Annotated in this window: 12 protein-coding genes, 2 tRNA genes and 1 other annotated feature; of the genes, 1 reads left to right on the forward strand and 13 read right to left on the reverse strand. The window is 46.1% G+C overall.

The features are described 5' to 3' along the window. Positions 1–39 precede the first annotated feature (39 nt). The 9 genes from C8268_RS04715 to C8268_RS04750 all read right to left on the reverse strand — a co-directional run bounded on the left by C8268_RS04715 (position 40) and on the right by C8268_RS04750 (position 12,474). Positions 40–1,863, reverse strand: a complete 1,824-nt coding sequence (locus tag C8268_RS04715) for a cell division protein ZapA (RefSeq protein ID WP_106766614.1) — start codon at positions 1,861–1,863, stop codon at positions 40–42. Positions 1,864–2,083: 220 nt separating this feature from the next. Beyond that, positions 2,084–4,534, reverse strand: a complete 2,451-nt coding sequence (pheT, locus tag C8268_RS04720) for a phenylalanine--tRNA ligase subunit beta (protein ID WP_106766615.1) — start codon at positions 4,532–4,534, stop codon at positions 2,084–2,086. A 30-nt stretch (positions 4,535–4,564) separates the two neighbouring features. Further along, the gene (pheS, locus tag C8268_RS04725; protein WP_106766616.1) at positions 4,565–5,599 is read right to left on the reverse strand and encodes a phenylalanine--tRNA ligase subunit alpha; all 1,035 of its coding nucleotides are present in this window, start codon (positions 5,597–5,599) and stop codon (positions 4,565–4,567) included. Between the two features lie 75 nt (positions 5,600–5,674). Then, positions 5,675–5,945 (reverse strand) — a binding site (T-box leader). 61 nt (positions 5,946–6,006) lie between these two features. Continuing rightward, positions 6,007–6,846, reverse strand: coding sequence for a nucleotidyltransferase domain-containing protein (locus C8268_RS04730; protein ID WP_106766617.1), 840 nt, complete (start codon positions 6,844–6,846; stop codon positions 6,007–6,009). Between the two features lie 51 nt (positions 6,847–6,897). Further along, positions 6,898–8,751, reverse strand: coding sequence for a ribosomal protection-like ABC-F family protein (gene abc-f / locus C8268_RS04735; protein WP_106766618.1), 1,854 nt, complete (start codon positions 8,749–8,751; stop codon positions 6,898–6,900). A 393-nt stretch (positions 8,752–9,144) separates the two neighbouring features. After that, a complete protein-coding gene (locus C8268_RS04740; RefSeq protein WP_106766619.1) occupies positions 9,145–10,107 on the reverse strand; it encodes a 2,3-diaminopropionate biosynthesis protein SbnB in 963 nt (320 codons plus the stop codon). A gap of 12 nt (positions 10,108–10,119) precedes the next feature. Then, positions 10,120–10,362 carry a PALP domain-containing protein gene (locus tag C8268_RS23070; protein WP_234033006.1) on the reverse strand — a complete coding sequence of 81 codons (243 nt, stop codon included), beginning with the start codon at positions 10,360–10,362 and terminating at the stop codon, positions 10,120–10,122. Position 10,363: 1 nt separating this feature from the next. Beyond that, positions 10,364–11,170, reverse strand: coding sequence for a pyridoxal-phosphate dependent enzyme (locus C8268_RS23080; protein ID WP_272939319.1), 807 nt, complete (start codon positions 11,168–11,170; stop codon positions 10,364–10,366). Beyond that, the gene (locus C8268_RS04750; RefSeq protein ID WP_234032670.1) at positions 11,167–12,474 is read right to left on the reverse strand and encodes a phenylacetate--CoA ligase family protein; all 1,308 of its coding nucleotides are present in this window, start codon (positions 12,472–12,474) and stop codon (positions 11,167–11,169) included. Before C8268_RS04750 ends, C8268_RS23080 begins: the two co-directional genes overlap by 4 nt. 229 nt (positions 12,475–12,703) lie before the next feature. Here C8268_RS04750 and C8268_RS04755 point away from each other — a divergent pair, with 229 nt between their 5' ends. Next, positions 12,704–13,483 (forward strand): YheC/YheD family protein, encoded by a 780-nt coding sequence (locus tag C8268_RS04755; protein ID WP_106766620.1) that lies wholly within the window; start codon positions 12,704–12,706, stop codon positions 13,481–13,483. Between the two features lie 297 nt (positions 13,484–13,780). On the opposite strand, the gene C8268_RS04760 is transcribed toward C8268_RS04755, so the two are convergent. The 4 genes from C8268_RS04760 to C8268_RS04775 all read right to left on the reverse strand — a co-directional run bounded on the left by C8268_RS04760 (position 13,781) and on the right by C8268_RS04775 (position 17,414). After that, positions 13,781–13,851 (reverse strand) — tRNA-Gly (locus C8268_RS04760). Positions 13,852–13,861: 10 nt separating this feature from the next. Continuing rightward, a tRNA-Pro gene (locus C8268_RS04765) sits at positions 13,862–13,935 on the reverse strand. A gap of 128 nt (positions 13,936–14,063) precedes the next feature. After that, on the reverse strand, positions 14,064–16,160 hold the full coding sequence (locus tag C8268_RS04770) for a putative bifunctional diguanylate cyclase/phosphodiesterase (RefSeq protein WP_234032671.1): 2,097 nt from the start codon (positions 16,158–16,160) through the stop codon (positions 14,064–14,066). Positions 16,161–16,457: 297 nt separating this feature from the next. Beyond that, the gene (locus tag C8268_RS04775) at positions 16,458–17,414 is read right to left on the reverse strand and encodes an aldolase catalytic domain-containing protein (protein WP_106766621.1); all 957 of its coding nucleotides are present in this window, start codon (positions 17,412–17,414) and stop codon (positions 16,458–16,460) included. Positions 17,415–17,431: the final 17 nt, after the last annotated feature.

Below are 17,431 nucleotides of genomic sequence, written 5' to 3' on the forward strand. Positions count from 1 at the left end.
AACTTCATCCTTGCATTCTCAAGGGCAGGGTCTGTAGTATCATTGATGATCCTGCTCAATCAACTCAATCCATTCATTGTATTCAACCTGCAGCTTGGAGTACTCTTCTTGAAGCTTACGGTGTTCCTCCTCCAGCTTTTCAGACTTCTCGAGCTGAATTTCACGCTCTGCTTGCAAAAGTCTGTATTGATGCATGATCATTTCATACTGCTCGCCAAGCTGGGAAAGCTGTTCAGATACAGACTTTTTCTCATCGTCCAGTTGTTCACAGGTCTGACGTGACACAGCTACCTCCTGACGCCAGGAATCCATTTCCTCTTCGAGAGCCGATTTCGTTTGCTCCCATTGTTCCTGTTCAGCGGCCAATGATTCATATTTACTGCGCCATTCTGTCAACTCTTCTTCTGCCTTCCTTAGCAATGCTCTCGCTTCCTGCTCTTGGCGTTCTCGTTCGGATGCCGATTTACGCAGCTGCTCCAACTGATTGGACACAGTATTGTATTCTTCCTCGAGTATAGCATACAGTTTCTGAGTCTCTTCCTCTCGGGTCAAAGCCTCTTGATTAGACTTCTCCAGCTTTTCGATTGCCAGCTGAAGCTCACGCTGCTCCCGTTCGAATGACTGAAGCCGGGCTGCGTCATGTACCGCCTCTTCTTTCAGAACACTCAGCTCTTCCTGAAGGGTCTTCATTCCCTCTTCCAAAGTTTCCGTCACTTCAAGAGCTTCAACTATACGTATTTCCAAATCCCCAATTTCCTCTTTACGCTGTTCTGCAAGAGTGCTCCAGGACTTGACTTCGGTTTCCAAACGCTGGATTTCATCTTGCAGCTTACGTGAGTTTTGCTCCGCATCCAGCACCAGCTGCTGAAGCCGACTTCTTTCTTCCTTGGACTTTACAGCCTCTTTCTTTAATGAATCGCGTTCCTCAGTCAATTTCTCTACCATTGACTTGGCTTCATGCAGTTCCTTGGTTGAACTTTCAAGCCGCTGCCTTGTATGCTGAAGATTCTCTTTCAGCTTGGACGCCTCTTTCTTAAGCATAGAAAGCTCTTTCTCCGATACAGACAACCGGGACTCTAGACTTTTTGCTGTGTTCTGCTGCTCCAAAGTTTTCTTCTCCATCGATTGAACCGTTGCCTTATGTTGCTGGTCCTTTTGTTCAGCGGCCTGTTTATATTTCTGTTCGAGCTGCTGAACGAATTGGGCATGCTTTTGTTCTGTCTGCTGGATCGAACGCTTATGGTTCTCTTCCAGCTGCTCAATGGATTGCTTATGCTTAGTTTGAAGCTGCTGAATCTGAGCTTCATGCTGACGCTTCAAATCTTCCAAAGCCTGTTTATGGCGTTTCTCAAGCTCACTGCTTTCATGGCTAATTTTTTGCTCCAGCTGTTCCTTCGCTTTCTGGATGTCTGTCACTTTTGCAGATTCTTTGTGTAAAAGCTCTTTCAAGCGTTTGGATTCCGCAGCTAAACTTTCTTTCGCTTTTCCAAGCTCTGATGCAAGCGCCGTCTGTTCATTGAGTTTCTGTTCAAGCTCTTCTTTCTTCTTCTCATATGATTCCTTCTGCTCTAATTGCAAAGATTGAATACGAGATAATTCCGAACGAAGCTCACTTCGTTCAGCTGTAAGAAATTTGACTTCATTCTGGAACTGCTGCATTTGGACAGCTTCTTCCGCCATATGTACAGCAGCTAATACGGCAATTCGCGGCGTATCCAAACGGGAATGAGCCTTCGATATCGCACGCATTCGTTCATCGACATAATTGGCCACCTGTCTCATGTACTCAACGTTGCTGCCAAGCAGTTTATAGGAAGTTCCGTAAATCTCTACGGTAACACGTGTACGATCCGGTGTTGTCACTGTTGTACCCTCCTTCAATTGTGGGTTAATTCTAAGATGTCTTTACGGTCTTTCCACTTTTTCTATTATATATGAGAAAGCCTCACCAGACGAACTTCAAGTAAGCCAGACCGTATTTTTTCATGTATATTTGTCGTTCTTGGTCATGTATTTCACATTCTTACATTGTCAAAAAAACCGCATCGAATGTGTAATTCGATGCGGCTTTCCCCAATTCCTTCTATTTTCTCAATTCCGCTCCAAAAGTTTGTTCAAGCGCTCGTATCGCCTTTTCATTAGCTGCCGCAACTTCCTCATCAGTCAATGTCCGTCCCTGATGACGATACGTAAGAGAAATGGCCACACTCTTCTTACCCTCACCCAATTTGCTTCCGGTGAAAACATCAAACACCTGAACATGGTGAAGCAAGTCGCCCGCATGTTCGCGGATGACACCGATCAAAGAGCCTGCCTCCACCGCTTCATCTACCACGATCGCCAGGTCACGCTCCATAGCCGGGAACCGTGGGAGATCGCGATACTGGATTCGACCATTTGCAAGCTCATACAGCGAGTCAAGCAATATCTCCGCTACATAAGTATCTTCAAGATCGTTATCTTGCTGAAGCTGAGGATGAACCTGACCTAGTGTTCCAACCTTGACTTTTTCACCATTGTTCCGTACATATACTGATGCAGATCTTCCAGGATGGAGGCTTTCAGGCTGATCCGCTTCATAAGTGATCTGCTCTTCTTCCAAACCGAGCAGCTCAAATACCGTTTCTAACGCACCTTTCAGATCAAAGAAATCAACCGGCTCGGGTTGCACATTCCACTGTCTGTTTCCGCGCTGGCCTGTCAAAAGAAGTCCCAACACAGGCCGCTCCAGCGGCTGCTTGGTTAATGTATCTTCATCTGTATGAAATACGTTCCCAATTTCAAACAGCGCAAGATCCGGATGTTTTCGGTTTATATTATAAACAGCGATATCCAGCAGCTGGGGAATCAGGCTTGTGCGGAGTACAGCGCGATCCTCGCTCATCGGCATCGCCAGCTTCACCGCTTTTCGGCCGCTCCCTAACGAAGTAAATGTTTCCGATTGCTGAGGATGGATAAATGAATATCCAAGCACCTCCTGCCATCCTGCATGAGTAAGCAGACGACGGATTCCACGGCGGATAGCCTGGGATTTCGTTAATGCCCCACGCGTTGTCGGTCCTTCAATAGCTGTAGTTGGAATATTATCATAACCGTAAATACGAGCGATCTCCTCAATCAAGTCAACATCCAGCTGAATATCGCCGCGACGCGATGGAACCTCCACTTCAATTAAGCATGTATCCACATCACGACATGCGAATTGCAAACGGGCAAAAATCGCTTTGATTTCAAGCAGAGACAGATCTGTACCCAAATAGAAGTTTAGTTTATCAAGAGAAAGCCTGATCACTTTTGGTTCTGCAACCGCTGATCCTGCATCAACGATCCCTTGATGTACTGTACCTCCGGCATATTTGGCCAAAAGTGCAGCTGCACGATTCAGTGCCGGAATGACTCTTGCCGGGTCTACTCCTTTCTCAAAACGAGAGCTTGCTTCGGAACGAAGACCAAGCTGACGAGACGCTTTGCGAACGGTGCCGCTATCAAATTTTGCAGACTCCAGAAAAATGTTTACGGTGTTGTCTGTCACTTCGGAGTCCAGTCCACCCATAACGCCCGCCAAAGCAACTGGTTGGCCTCCAGCTGTTATGACCATCATATGCGGCTCAAGATTTCTCTTTTGACCGTCAAGTGTCGTCATTGTCTCTCCGGCTTTAGCCATACGGACAAGGACAGAACCATCTTTCAATTGATCTGCATCGAATGCATGCAGCGGCTGACCATATTCCAGCATCACGTAGTTGGTAATATCCACAATGTTGTTGATTGGACGAACGCCGGCTGCCATCAAGCGATTTTGCATCCATAGCGGCGAAGTACCGACCTTCACACCCGTAATATAACGGGCTGCATAGTAAGGACACTGCTCCTTTGCTTCAATCGCTACCGAAATATGCTTAGATGCCTGGTCGCTAACTTCTATCATTTCTTTTTCAGGCTTGGGCAGTGTAATTTCTCTACCTAAAATAGCACTCACTTCATAAGCAGTCCCAATCATGCTGAGGCAGTCAGACCGGTTCGGAGTCAAATCCAGTTCAAGCACCTGATCGTCAAGTCCAAGCACGTTCACAATCGGTACACCAATCTGCGTATCTTCCGGCAGCACCAGTATGCCTTCCTGCAACTCTTTAGGGAGGAGCTTGTCGTTCATGCCAAGCTCTTTCGCAGAGCAAATCATCCCTTGTGATAGCACACCGCGCAGCTTCGCCTTTTTAATATCGAACCCGCCAGGAAGCTTTGCGCCAACCAGGGCCACCGGCACCTTTTGACCTGCATCCACATTTTTAGCGCCGCACACGATTTGCAGATCTTCTTCTTGTCCGGCATCCACAATACAAATGTTCAATTTATCGGCATCAGGGTGCTTCTCCTTGCTTTTTACGTATCCAACAACCACTTTATGAATCCCCTGATTGCGCTCCTCAATCACATCGATTTCGATCCCCGCAGAGGTAATGCGCTCTGCCAGTTCTTCAGCAGATACACCGTCCAGGGAAATATATTCAGACAACCACTCTGTTGATACTCTCATGACCGTTCACTTCCTTCTATTGTTTTGATGTTATATCCGTGCGAACTGCTTCAAGAACGATATATCGTTATTAAAGAAATGACGGATGTCGTCAACACCATATTTCAGCATTGCAATCCGTTCAACACCCATACCAAACGCAAACCCGCTGTACTTCTCCGGATCATATCCACCCATCTCCAACACCTTCGGATGAACCATTCCGCAGCCTAAAATTTCAAGCCAGCCGGTATGCTTGCATACACGGCATCCACTGCCATCGCATCTTACACACGATACATCGACCTCAGCACTTGGTTCCGTGAATGGGAAGAAACTCGGACGAAGACGAATCTGCGTGTTTTCCCCAAACATTTCGTGCACGAATTGCAGTAAAGTCCCCTTCAAATCACTCATGCGGACATGCTCTCCAATAACAAGACCTTCAATTTGGTGGAACTGGAAGGAGTGCGTTGCATCGTCATCATCACGACGGAACACCCGACCAGGGCATATGATTTTGACAGGTGTTTTCCCCTTCATGTCCAGCATCGTGCGAGCTTGAACCGGTGATGTCTGTGTACGCATGAGCAGGTCATCTGTTAAATAGAAGGAGTCCTGCATATCACGAGCCGGATGATTTTTCGGAAGATTCAACGCTTCAAAGTTGAAATAGTCCGTCTCAACCTCCGGACCTTCTGCTACGCGATATCCCATGCCGATAAAGATATCCTCGATATCTTGAATGACCCGGCTGAGCGGGTGAACAGATCCTTGAGCAAGCTTGCGGCCCGGCAATGTGACATCGACCTTCTCCGCGCGTAGTCGCTCTTCTGTTTCTTTACGCTGAAATTCTTCCTGCTTACCTGTGATTACTTCTTCAATTGCTCCCCGCACTTCATTCGCGACCTGGCCGATCACCGGACGCTCTTCAGCACTCAAAGACCCCATGCCTCTCAAAATTTCAGTCAAGGCTCCTTTTTTACCCAAGTACTTAACCCTCAGATCATTCAAGCTTTGCGGATCGGTTACCTCCTGCAGTTGGGCCAGCGCCTCCTGCTTCAATGCTTCCATTTTTTCTTTCATGGCCTCTTATGCTCCCTTCTTTATCCCATTCAAGTCCAAAATAGTTTTAACTCAACAAAAAAGGCCTTTTCTCCCGAAAGGGACGAAAAGACCGTGGTACCACCCTTGTTAACACACTGATTCATGACTGACTAACTTTAGTTAGTTCTCAGTCATTAAAGTGTGCTCACTTTAGCCGACATAACGTGTCGGAACCCGGATACCCCTACTGATCAGCCGAAGGCCACGTTCAGGGAACTGCTCCGGAGCGAACTTCAACAGCCTGATTCTGTAGAGACGCTCTCAATCATCGGCATCTCCTCCCTGTAAAGAAGCACTGTCTACTCTTCTCCATCAACGCATTTACATTTTCAACATATATAATCTATATTATATTCAATGCTGTCTCTTCTGACAAGCTTTCTTGCTCAGCGTTGATCGACAAGCTCTTCTGTTTCCCGAACGAGCTGCCCGAGCATATCCACACCTTCTCTTGTTCGTTCTTGCTCTGAAGAAAGCAATGTGATGATGGTATCAACCCGCCGCTTGTAATCCTTCGGTTTGACCGGAAAACAATCAACTATGGCTGCCGCCTTCTTCTCATTGATACAGTATTCCTCATTCTTTGCAAAAAGCACCTGATTCAAACAGGAGATCGTTCGAAAGCAGCATCCGGCAACAAATGAAACGTCATTTTTGTTCACGTTACTGTCTGCGTGCATTAAAGAAAATGAAGCTTCAAATCTGAAATAGCTGATCAAAGCATCCTGTAATGCTTTGGGGTAAGGTGTTGTTTTCGCTTTTAAATTTCGCAATTTTCCCATCGGATCTGCCAACACTTTACAAATGGATATTTCACCCATATACATTACATTCAAAAACGCATGTGGATGCCCGGCATGATAGTAAGTAGATACTTTTCCGGATACGCAATCTTCAATGACATCCGAAACTCGGTGTATATCTCTGAGAATCAGGTCAACATGGTATCCCTGAACTTTAAGCCAGCCCCCGGCGTTTACCCATGGCCCCCAGCCGCCTAAGGGCGTCACCAAGTTTTCTCTATGCTCATCATCAAGCTTTCCAGCGATACAATTCATTGCATCAATATGAAATCCGGCCTGTTCATCGTAATAAACGCCGATGTCGATGTCCGAGTTTGGATGATGGTTCCCCCTGGCTCTTGATCCGCCAAGAACAATACCGACCACCCCGGCCACAGTTTCCAGCTTACCGCTAATATCTTTCACCATTTCATCTATCGTCATGGTTATCATCTCCTGTTACAACATCATCCATGCAACAAATCAATCAATAACTTAACGCCGTAGCTGCTCCAGTTCATCCCGAAGCTTTCGTATTTCCTGCAGCTGCTCTGCTTCTTGTTCACTATTTTCCGGCGCAGTTTCCAAAAGTTCCTGAATGCGAAACTCCAGCTCCATCCGACGATTCTCCTTTTGACTGTCCCCCTTGATCACATCCGTTCGGGCCAGCTGCTGCTCTTCCTCCTCCACACTACCTTCAAACCAAACCGGGTCCTGCCCTGATTTCAATGTAAGCAGACGATTCGCCAGCCTCTTGACCAGAAATCGGTCATGAGATACAAGTGCAATCGCACCGGGATAGTTGACCAGCACCTCTTCAATCACTTCTCTCGTATCTACATCGAGGTAGTTGGTTGGTTCGTCCAGCACCAATAGATGGGCACCGCTAAAATACAATTTTAGAAAAGCCGCCCTGCATTTTTCCCCCATGCTTAAATCGCCTATTTTTTTGAATACATCCTCCCTGCTGAACAAAAAGCAACCTAATAGCGTTCTCGCACGGCTTTGTGTCATATCAGGAAGTACCAGCAAACTGTCCAGAAGGGTCGACTCGAAATTCAATCCTTCCAGCTCTTGTGAGAAATACCCGATTTTCAGCGCCGGATGCCGAACCACATTTCCCTCAGACGGCTCAATTTCACCCATCAATAGCTTGAGCAGCGTACTCTTGCCGATTCCGTTCGGACCGCGAACCGCCAAGCGGTCACCGCGGGACAATTGAAAGGAAAGCTTGTTAAAAAGAAGCTGTCCCCCGTAACCAAAGCTTATCTCCTCAACACGAACAAGCGTCCTTGCGCCTAACGTCTCCCCGCTCAGCTTCATATGAAGCTTGGGATCACTCTTCGGCATCTCAACACTCTCAGCATCAAGACGCTCAAGCTCCTTCTGCTTCGCATGATACCTGGAAATGTTCTTTTTTGCCTTTGCCTTATAAAAGCTCGCTGTAATCTTGACTTCATTTTGATCTCCGGCCGAACGATGCGCTTGATGAAACCACTCTTGATATCTCCGAATGGATTCCTCCAGCGCTTTTCGGGCAAGCTCCTGTTTCCGGTGCAGCGTCTCAAGCTCTCTTTGTTCCCGCTCCTTCTCCTGTCGATATGCGCTATAGCCGCCTTTGTATCTTTTTAAGCCTTCAGACGTTAGTTCACAGATCGCTGTAGCTACCTTATCCATAAATACACGATCATGCGATACAAACAAGACGGTTCCCTTATAGGACAGCAACCATTGTTCCAGCCATAATAGGCTCTCACCGTCCAGATGATTGGTCGGCTCATCCAGCAAAAGCAGCTGTGGATCGGATACCAATAACGCGGCTAATTGGGCGCGGGTTTTCTGGCCTCCGCTCAGTTCTCTGAAAGGGATATTCCACAGCTCAGCATGAATCCCGAGCATGGTCATGGACTTCTCCACCTCGGTTTCCCACTGAAAACCGTTTTTCGTCTCATATTCCCCAAGCAGCTGACCGTATCTTTCAAGCAGCTTTTCCATATCATTCGGATCTGCCTGCTGCATCTGCATCTCCAGATCAGCCAGTTCATACTTTAGACGCCATAACGCTTCATTGCTTCCACGTCGTACCATCTCCAGCGCTGTCATATCATCTTCCGGCTGATCCTGCTGTTTGAGCCAGCCCCAGCGATCCCGCGGTAAACGGGCTTCAACACGTCCAGTTGTTTGTTCACGCTCTCCTGTCAGAATGGATAAAAGCGTTGATTTCCCGGAACCGTTCCTGCCAAACAGAGCTATCCGCTCGCCTTCAGCGATCTCCAATTGAACATTTGAAAACAGCGGGGTGCCTTGCAGCTCAATGCTAATATCTGAAGCTTTTAAAACAATGCTCATATTCCCTCATCCTTTCCAAGTAGAAAATCACAAAAACCGCAGACGATTGTCTGCGGCGGATGATTGGAAAGTACGTATATCTGAAATTAAAGTACGAGATTACAGGAAAATCAATGAACGGGCAGTTCATTTCTAACATAGGCCTCTCCATGGATACCACAAAGAAGCAGTCAACCTATATCTCGCTGATTTATACGATCGAAGTATACCGTATCATCTTGTTCAGACACACCAAATCTTCCCTCTACCGCCGTAGAGAAACGCCTGCATCACAATTCTGCAGTTGTTGAAAGAAAGGGTGTCTTACTCCATTGTACAGGTTACCTCGCATTCTTTAAGATGAATTGGTCTCATTATAACAATAATGCTCTCGTCTTGTCTACATCTTACATCTTAATCAAGCTTCACGCCAATGCCTAGCTTTCGAGCCTCCTTCAAGTAATAACCGGCGACTCCTATGTCAAAAATCGCCAGACCCATAGGGTTAAAAAACACCGGGCTTATCGGATCACTGTGAATAAGTGCGCTGCGACATACGACATCTGTAAACGTAATGACGTCTGATGACTGCAATCCATATTTGAGATGAAGCTGCTCTATATCTGTATTTTCACGGCAAACCTCATTCCAGTCATCAACCACGATCGTCTTGATCGATTTAACGCTTTCGGGGATATAATCACGAAGAGATATGCCCAGCAGCAGCGCTCCATCCTTCGGAGCCTCATCGATGTATCGCTCTTTCGATACAGTACAAGTAGCGATGATATCCGATTGATATGCGGCACGCCAATCATCAGCTATAACTGTTATTTTTCTTAGCTCGGTGGGAACCGTAGCTAGATCAATTCCTTTCAGATCGTACAAAGTGATTTGCTTCAGCTGTTCGCCAAGGATCGAAGCACACATATCCAGATGAAGCCGGCCGATTGGACCCCAGCCGATAATCCCAAGACGAAGCTCTGAAAGCTCCCGGGCGTCCATATACGCTTTAAGCATCACACCGCTAACCGCAGCCGTTCGAAGACCACTGACCAGTCCGCTGTTTAAACAAGCTTGCGGCATTCCCGTTTCTGTAACGTTTAAAATAATCGTATTATGGGCCCTTGGCAGCCCGCGAAGGTGATTTTTCGGAAAGCTTGCAATCCATTTGATCCCCGACAGATTGAAGCGTCCCCCAACATAAGCCGGCATTGCGATGATCCGATTGTCCGGATTTCGAAATCGCAAATATGGCTTCAAAGGATGTACACAGTCCCCTTCATCCTCAGTCTGGATCACATCCTGTATAATACCGGTTAATACATGCCAATCGATTCCCAGCTCCCGAATATGGCTGTCATTCAGGTACAGCATGGACTATTCCTCCTATGGCAGACGGGGACAGAAGCCAAGCTCCCGCTGTACCCAATCATCGTTATAGATCGTATCCATATATCGTTCGCCACGATCCGGCAAAATCGCTGCACATACAGCCCCTTTCGGAATATGTGATTTCATCCGAAGTATCGCTGAAATAACACCCCCGGCTGAAGCACCTGCCAGAATAGACTCATGGCGAATCAGCTGGCGACAGCCCTCCACACAGTCCCGATCCGAAACATACTGCACCTCATCCGCCACTCCCTGTTGATAAAGACATGGAACGATGCCTGCACCCAGTCCGGGAAGGTGACGTTTNAACATACTGCACCTCATCCGCCACTCCCTGTTGATAAAGACATGGAACGATGCCTGCACCCAGTCCGGGAAGGTGACGTTTGCTTTTTTCTCCTCCAAAAATTACGCTGCCCTGAGCATCAACCGCCACAATTCTAGTCGGATACCCTTTGGTTTTGATAAAATCGGAACAGCCCCGAATCGTACCACAAGAGCTGACACCACAAAACAGATAATCAACATGACCAAGCTGCTCGTAGATTTCCCTTATCGTCGTCTCGGTATGAGACAGGCTGTTATCCAGACTCCCGTACTGATTCGTCCAAAAAGCATTCGGAATCTGTTCAACCAGCTGTTTAACCCGGCGAATGCGGGCCGGCAGAAATTCCCCCGTCATCTCATCTGGCTCCGTAATAAGATCGATTTCCCCACCGAAACTGCGAATGATGTTTTTATGCTGCTCCGTTGTCCGCGGGTCAACAACACAAATAAAACGAAGGTCCATATAACGGCATAGTTGAGCCAAACTGATGGCCAAATTTCCTGAACTGGACTCCACAATGACGCTATGCTCCGTAATATCGCCGCGGCGGATCGCTTCCTTCAGCAAATAAAGCGCAGGCCGATCCTTGGCGCTTCCGCCGGGATTCATACTCTCCAGTTTTCCGTAAACCTCACAAGACTCTCCGCGAAACAATCGTGACAATCGAATGAGAGGTGTATCGCCTATCGTGTCAACAATTCCTCCTTCAAGCTTCATTGGAATCCCTCAGTTTTATCATAATAAATTTTTTTGTGCTTCACTCCGCTTCGCTGCTCTTCATCATGAAAGCTACCGGAAATAACCTGAATCCGTCCAAGAATTCCTGAAGAAATCATCGCCCCGATCTCCGGTATACGTCTCTCCAATTGTTGCGAAATGGTTTCCAGCAGCCGATTCATCGACTTTGTATCATACGCAGGTTGCTGTCCGTCTGTCTTGCTGCATTCATTGGAATCTCCCGGATGATTTGGAGTGTACACAATTACTTTAAGGCTATTTCCTTCCATATGAACCCGAACACTGCTCAACTGCCCTAAATGCTGATTTACAACATCTTCAATATCGTAAATACTTATTTTCTCTCCATGTTTCAAATCCGGTCCGATCCGTTTCACAAGACTTTGAAAGCTCATTCGCTCTACGCCATCCACGATAACTGGACGCAAATCCCGTACTACATCGTAAGTCACATATCGAATCGCGGGGAATGCTTCCCTAACAGTTGATGTTAAAACAAGCACTTGCTCCTGTTCCGGCAGCGGCTCTCCCCCTTCATCAAGCAACTCTTCTGTTCCGACTCCTTCAGCAACGAGGCCCTCTGTTAGTAAATATCGTCCATGCTGGTGCGAGAAATAAGCCAATGTCCCTATCTCAATCGAGCCGTACGTATCCGTAATCTTATCCACAGAAATTTGAAGACGATCTGCCGCTTGCCTGATCCAGCTGGCCGGAGCCATCTCCCCAACTAGAATCACATGACGGATTCCATACGATTCGGGATGCTCAGACGATAGCAATATGCGATCCAAAATGGAAGGCATCGTATAAAGCACCTCCGGTTGAAAGCTTTCCAAGCGAGCTAAATGTTGCTCGATTGGCAAGCTGAAGTGAATCGAATCAGCCTTCATGCCCAGTCGTCTAAACACCTGAACAGCCGTAGCCTCAGCATGGCCTGTTCCCATATCGGCCAGAGCGGTTTGATAACTTGACGATCCTAAAATGGTACGAAACACATCCAGTTTGATTTTTATATACGCTTCTTCATCCGCTTCTGAATAATAGATGACTTTACGCCTGCCGGAGCTCGTACCGGAGGTACGGTATTCGTTAAGTCCACTCAAACGGTTAGGCGGATGATCAGCAGAATAATAGTACTTCTCCAGAACAGATGCGGTCATCAGCGGCAATTGCTTCAATTCATCGACCCGATCCTTCCCAAGTGATTCTACCCATCGAACATACCAGGGGCAATACGCTCCAATCCGGTCAATCATCTGATTCAGTTGTACCGACGAGATCATACCAGACCCCCTCTCTTATTAGGCAAATAACCCTGTTTTACAATTCACTGTATGCAGTGTAAGTTGTCAATGTTCTTTCGACCATGGGACCATGACGGTCATAAGAATGCCTTAAAGCTGAATGTTACAGACATTTTCACTACATGTAGGCATATAACCATACACACCAGCCTTCCTCACCATACACTGGGAAGTACCATCGCCTATCTATGGAGGGAAGGATACAAACATGGCCAAAAGAAATCTCGTAAGCAAAATACACAAAACCAATCTGATACTTCATAGTTCAATGTTAGCCAAGCATATTCCGGTCACCAAACGTTTAAACCGATCGCTTTTATCCCGCATGCTGAAGAAGCATGGCATGATATATGTAAAACCGGATAAAGGATCCCAAGGAAAAGGCGTCATCCGGGTTGAGAAAACAAAGTACGGCTACCGTTATCAAAAAGGAATGAAAGTGTTCAAATTTAACAGCTTTTGCTCCATGTTCTCTTCGATTCGTAAACATTTTGGACAAAAGAAATATGTGCTTCAAAAAGGAATTCGTCTGCTCAAGTACAAAGGCCGTCCTTTCGATTTTCGTGTCATGATTCAACGCAACCCTAAGCGAAAATGGGAATGCACCGGCACGTTCGGCCGTCTTGCCCATCCACGTAAAGCCGTTACGAACGGAAGCCAGGGAGGCACGATCTACGAACCTTCCGCGCTGCTTTCCCCCTTTGCAAACAAAAAACGGTCAGCCAGAATACTTCGTCGTATGAATAAACTTGCTCACGTCACTGCAACACGACTAAGCCGTACCTACCCGCAATTAAACGAGCTTGGCGTGGATATCGGCCTGGATCGGAGGCTTAAGCCGTGGATATTTGAAGTGAATACGTATCCCGATGCATGTCCATTCTCTCTGCTGCCGGATTCCAGAGCTCTACGCAAAATTGTTGCATACGGTAAAGCTTACGGAAGACGGCACAGAACGAGATGCAGCAAAGCGAAGAGAGCACCTTAAAAGCGGAATGTGTAATAAAACGAAAAAAGGAAGGATATATGAAAAAGACCTCTGGCGCATTCAAGCTGCCAGAGGCTATGTTTTCTATAGTATACTATCATTAAGCATCGTTAGGAAAATAGATACAGAAGTCATTAGTCGTGTAGCGATTGCTCCGCTTGATGCGCTTAATCCAAAAAGGACGAAATTTGCCCCCTAATTTGCCCCCGCGGGAGAAAGTCGTCAATCGTTTGTCGAAAAAAGGGAAAAAGAAAAAACCCTTGCGGCACAAGGGTTTCAGGTGCTACAAAAGCAAAAAGCGGGTGATGGGAATCGAACCCACGCTACCAGCTTGGAAGGCTGGAGTTCTACCATTGAACTACACCCGCAGATTAACAATCGGGATGACACGATTTGAACATGCGACCCCCTGGTCCCAAACCAGGTGCTCTACCAAGCTGAGCTACATCCCGTTAACAACTTGCTCTCTTGAAGACAAAAATAAATATACCATGTGCAGCAACGAATTGCAACTGGTACTTTCATACAATGCAATATTTCAGGGGAGTATAACCTCCCCTAGACCTCTCCTTCCGCACCTTCATTGAGTCAAAAACGATTTCTCAAAATCCGATGCTCCGACCGGGCGGCTGAAATAATAACCCTGAGCTTCATGACACTGCTGATTTTTAAGAAAAATCAACTGCTCCTCTGTCTCCACGCCTTCAGCGGTAACCTTCAATTTCAAATGATGAGCCATTGTGGCAATGGTCGATACGATCGCTGCATTATTGTTATCCTGTTTGATTTCATTAATAAAGCTTCTATCAATTTTAAGACGGTCAATGGGTAAATTTTTTAGATAATGCAAGGAGCTGTAGCCTGTCCCGAAATCATCGATACTGATCTTGATTCCTAAATGTTTCAACCGATGAAGCTGGTCCAGAGCTGTTTCCTTTTCAAGCGTCATCGATTCTGTAATTTCTAGCTCTACATATTGGGGATCAAGCTGAATTTCACTTAAAATCGTGAAAATTCGTTCCGAGAGATTGGGCTGAGTAAATTGTCCTAAAGAAAGATTGACCGAAACACTTATCGGCCTGTACCCTGCTGCCTGCCACTGCTTATTTTGTTGGCAAGCCTGCCTTAGAACCCATTCACCTAGCGGTACGATCAGTCCGCTGTCTTCAGCAATCGTAATAAATTCACCAGGATATACAATTCCCCTCATCGGGTGATTCCAGCGAACGAGCGCTTCGCTTCCTACAACTTGACCGGTTTTCAAATGTACCAACGGCTGGTATTCGAGAAAAAACTCCTCACGTTCCAATCCCCGCCGTAATTCCGATTCTGTTTTGAGCCGTTCCTGAGCCTTCAATTTCATAGACGGAGCATAACGCCGTATGCGGTGCTCTCCTTTTGTATCGTGGACAGCTGTATCCGCATTCTGAACAAGCTGATCTGCCGAAGTCCCGTCCTCTGGATACATAGCAAAGCCAGCGGTAATTGACAGGTGATATTCACCTGACTCGTATAAAATGGGGTCGTTAAACAGCTTCAGAAAGTCCATCATTCGATTAATCTTTTGTTCCGGGGAAGCGGCCTCGGTGAAAATAATAGCAAATTCGTCTCCCCCCATGCTGTAGACCTCTTCTTTCACTTTCGCTTCTTGTACAATACGTTCGGATGCCATTTGTAAAATACAATCGCCTGCATCACGCCCCAATGATTCGTTTATCGTCTTAAAGCGCTTTATATTCAATACAGCGATCGTCATCCCTTCATTTTCATGTCCATGCTGGATCAACGTCTTTAAACGCAGGATCAGCTTTCGCAAATTGGGCAGCCCTGTTAAATCATCGTGATAAGCAAGGTAGCAAATATGCTCTTCTGCTTTTCGCTGCTCATCAAGTGGGTCTTGAATGGAAAGGCGATAACCGCCGCGGAGAACAAGAAAGCTGCCGATACAACCGCTAAACAACCCCAATATATGGTCCAAATCAGTAATGTGGAAAGATTTCACAAACAAAATCTGGCCCGCAATAAAAAAGATGAGTCCCCGGACAATAATCAGAAGGGATGGAGGTTTCTCCTTTCGCCCTTTATACAATATAATCCCGACAGCTAACAGCAAAAGGAGCAGAACACCCGTATCCGCTACTTTTTTAACCATTGTCAAGCCTTGCTCATTCATCAAAATCGGCTGTGAAGCCCAGCCATAAAATATAGCTATCGCTGCAAAACTGATAACCATACTGATCATTAATACAATGCGTTTATGCCATATGCCCACTGAACGATCCCGGAAGCTGAATATAACCAAAATCCCAATCGCAACAACATACCTTGATAACACCAACATCCACAAAGATTCATTTAAAGATACCGTCCAGCGAAATAGAGGAATTCCAGCTGCCCCCAAGGTATGGATCAAATCAAATATAAACACGAACAAGAACAATACTCCCGTATAAAGTCGATGAAGGGAAAGCTGGCTGGAGAAATATAACCAACCTTGTGTAAAAATCGAAAAACAAATAGCTGCGTTGGCTATACCAGCTGTCAAATATAAAGAAGCGTACATATTCCATTCTTGAAGTCTGTAATCTTCATTTTGAAATAATAAAACCAGGAGGATTGTTGCAAAGGCGCCTAAACCCGTTATCATCGTCCTTCGTTCTTCTATATTATTCAGCATGTTGCGTGCCCTCCCATCCGTTCTGTGTTATATCCATGTGTTTTCTAAATTATGGATTCCACATGAACAAATCAATCTCCTGCTGTATGCATGTGTTCAGAAACACGATTCCATGACATTGTTCAGCAACATATGAAGATCGACTCCCCTTCTGCCTGTTGGAACAATTTTGAGGATAAAGGAGCTTGTACGCTTCAAAAGCGGACATAAAAAATGGCAATACAAGCCTCGCTTGTACCGCCATTTCATTATTTATATATCTGATCATATTCTGTGTTAACAACTTGTTCTGTCATGTTAATTATCAAATGTCACTTCAGGCGTTGTCAGCTTATCATAGAAATCAACCGCTTTATCTTTATCATCCGAAGCTCTCAGAGCCATCGCAGATCGGGGATGCTCATCAAGCGTACCTGTAATCATGTAAGGGATCAGATATCCCCACTCTTCTTTTTCCCGAAGAGGGATCATAAAACGTTCGATGATATCCAGTACGGGACGAAGTTCATACTTGGTTCCCTTTAAATGTGTAACCAGAAGCTCTGTCGGACAGTTCCCGGCAGCACGCCCCATACCATAAACAGAGGCATCAAGCAGTTCAACACCGTTCTCTGCTGCAATCAAAGTGTTCGAGAACGCCAGCTGCATGTTGTTATGGGTATGTACCCCAAGTCGCTTGTTAGGCAAATGAGTCTTGAATTTATCCACCAAATATTTTATATCTTTATGATCCAGACTGCCGTAAGAATCGACGATGTATACAACGTCAACTACACTGTCCTTGATCAGTTCAAACGCTTCAAGAAGCTCATTTTCCATAACGTTGGATAAAGCCATAATATTGATCGTAGTTTCATAACCCCGGTCATGAAATACCTGGATAAGCTCCAATGCCTTGTCCACGTCCTTGATATAACAGGCAACACGGATCAAATCCAGCATACTCTCTTCACGAGGAAGAACGTCATCCACATCAACACGCCCGATGTCAACCAGTGCCGACAACTTGGTCCTGCCTTTTTGCGGAATCACTTCACGCAGGAAGTCATCACGGAGAAAGCGCCATGGTCCCGACTTATCTGCACCCTTCAACAGCTTGGGCGAATTTTTATAGCCGATTTCCATATAATCCACGCCTGCCTCATTCAGGCCTGCATATAAGTTTTGCACAAATTCTACGCTGAAATCCCAATTGTTTACGAGTCCGCCATCGCGAATTGTACAATCTACGATTTTGGTCTTTACACTTTTCATCCAGATAAGCTCCCTTC

This window comes from Paenibacillus faecalis, from assembly GCF_900289175.1.
GTDB classification, from domain to species: Bacteria; Bacillota; Bacilli; order Paenibacillales; family Paenibacillaceae; genus Paenibacillus_AQ; species Paenibacillus_AQ faecalis.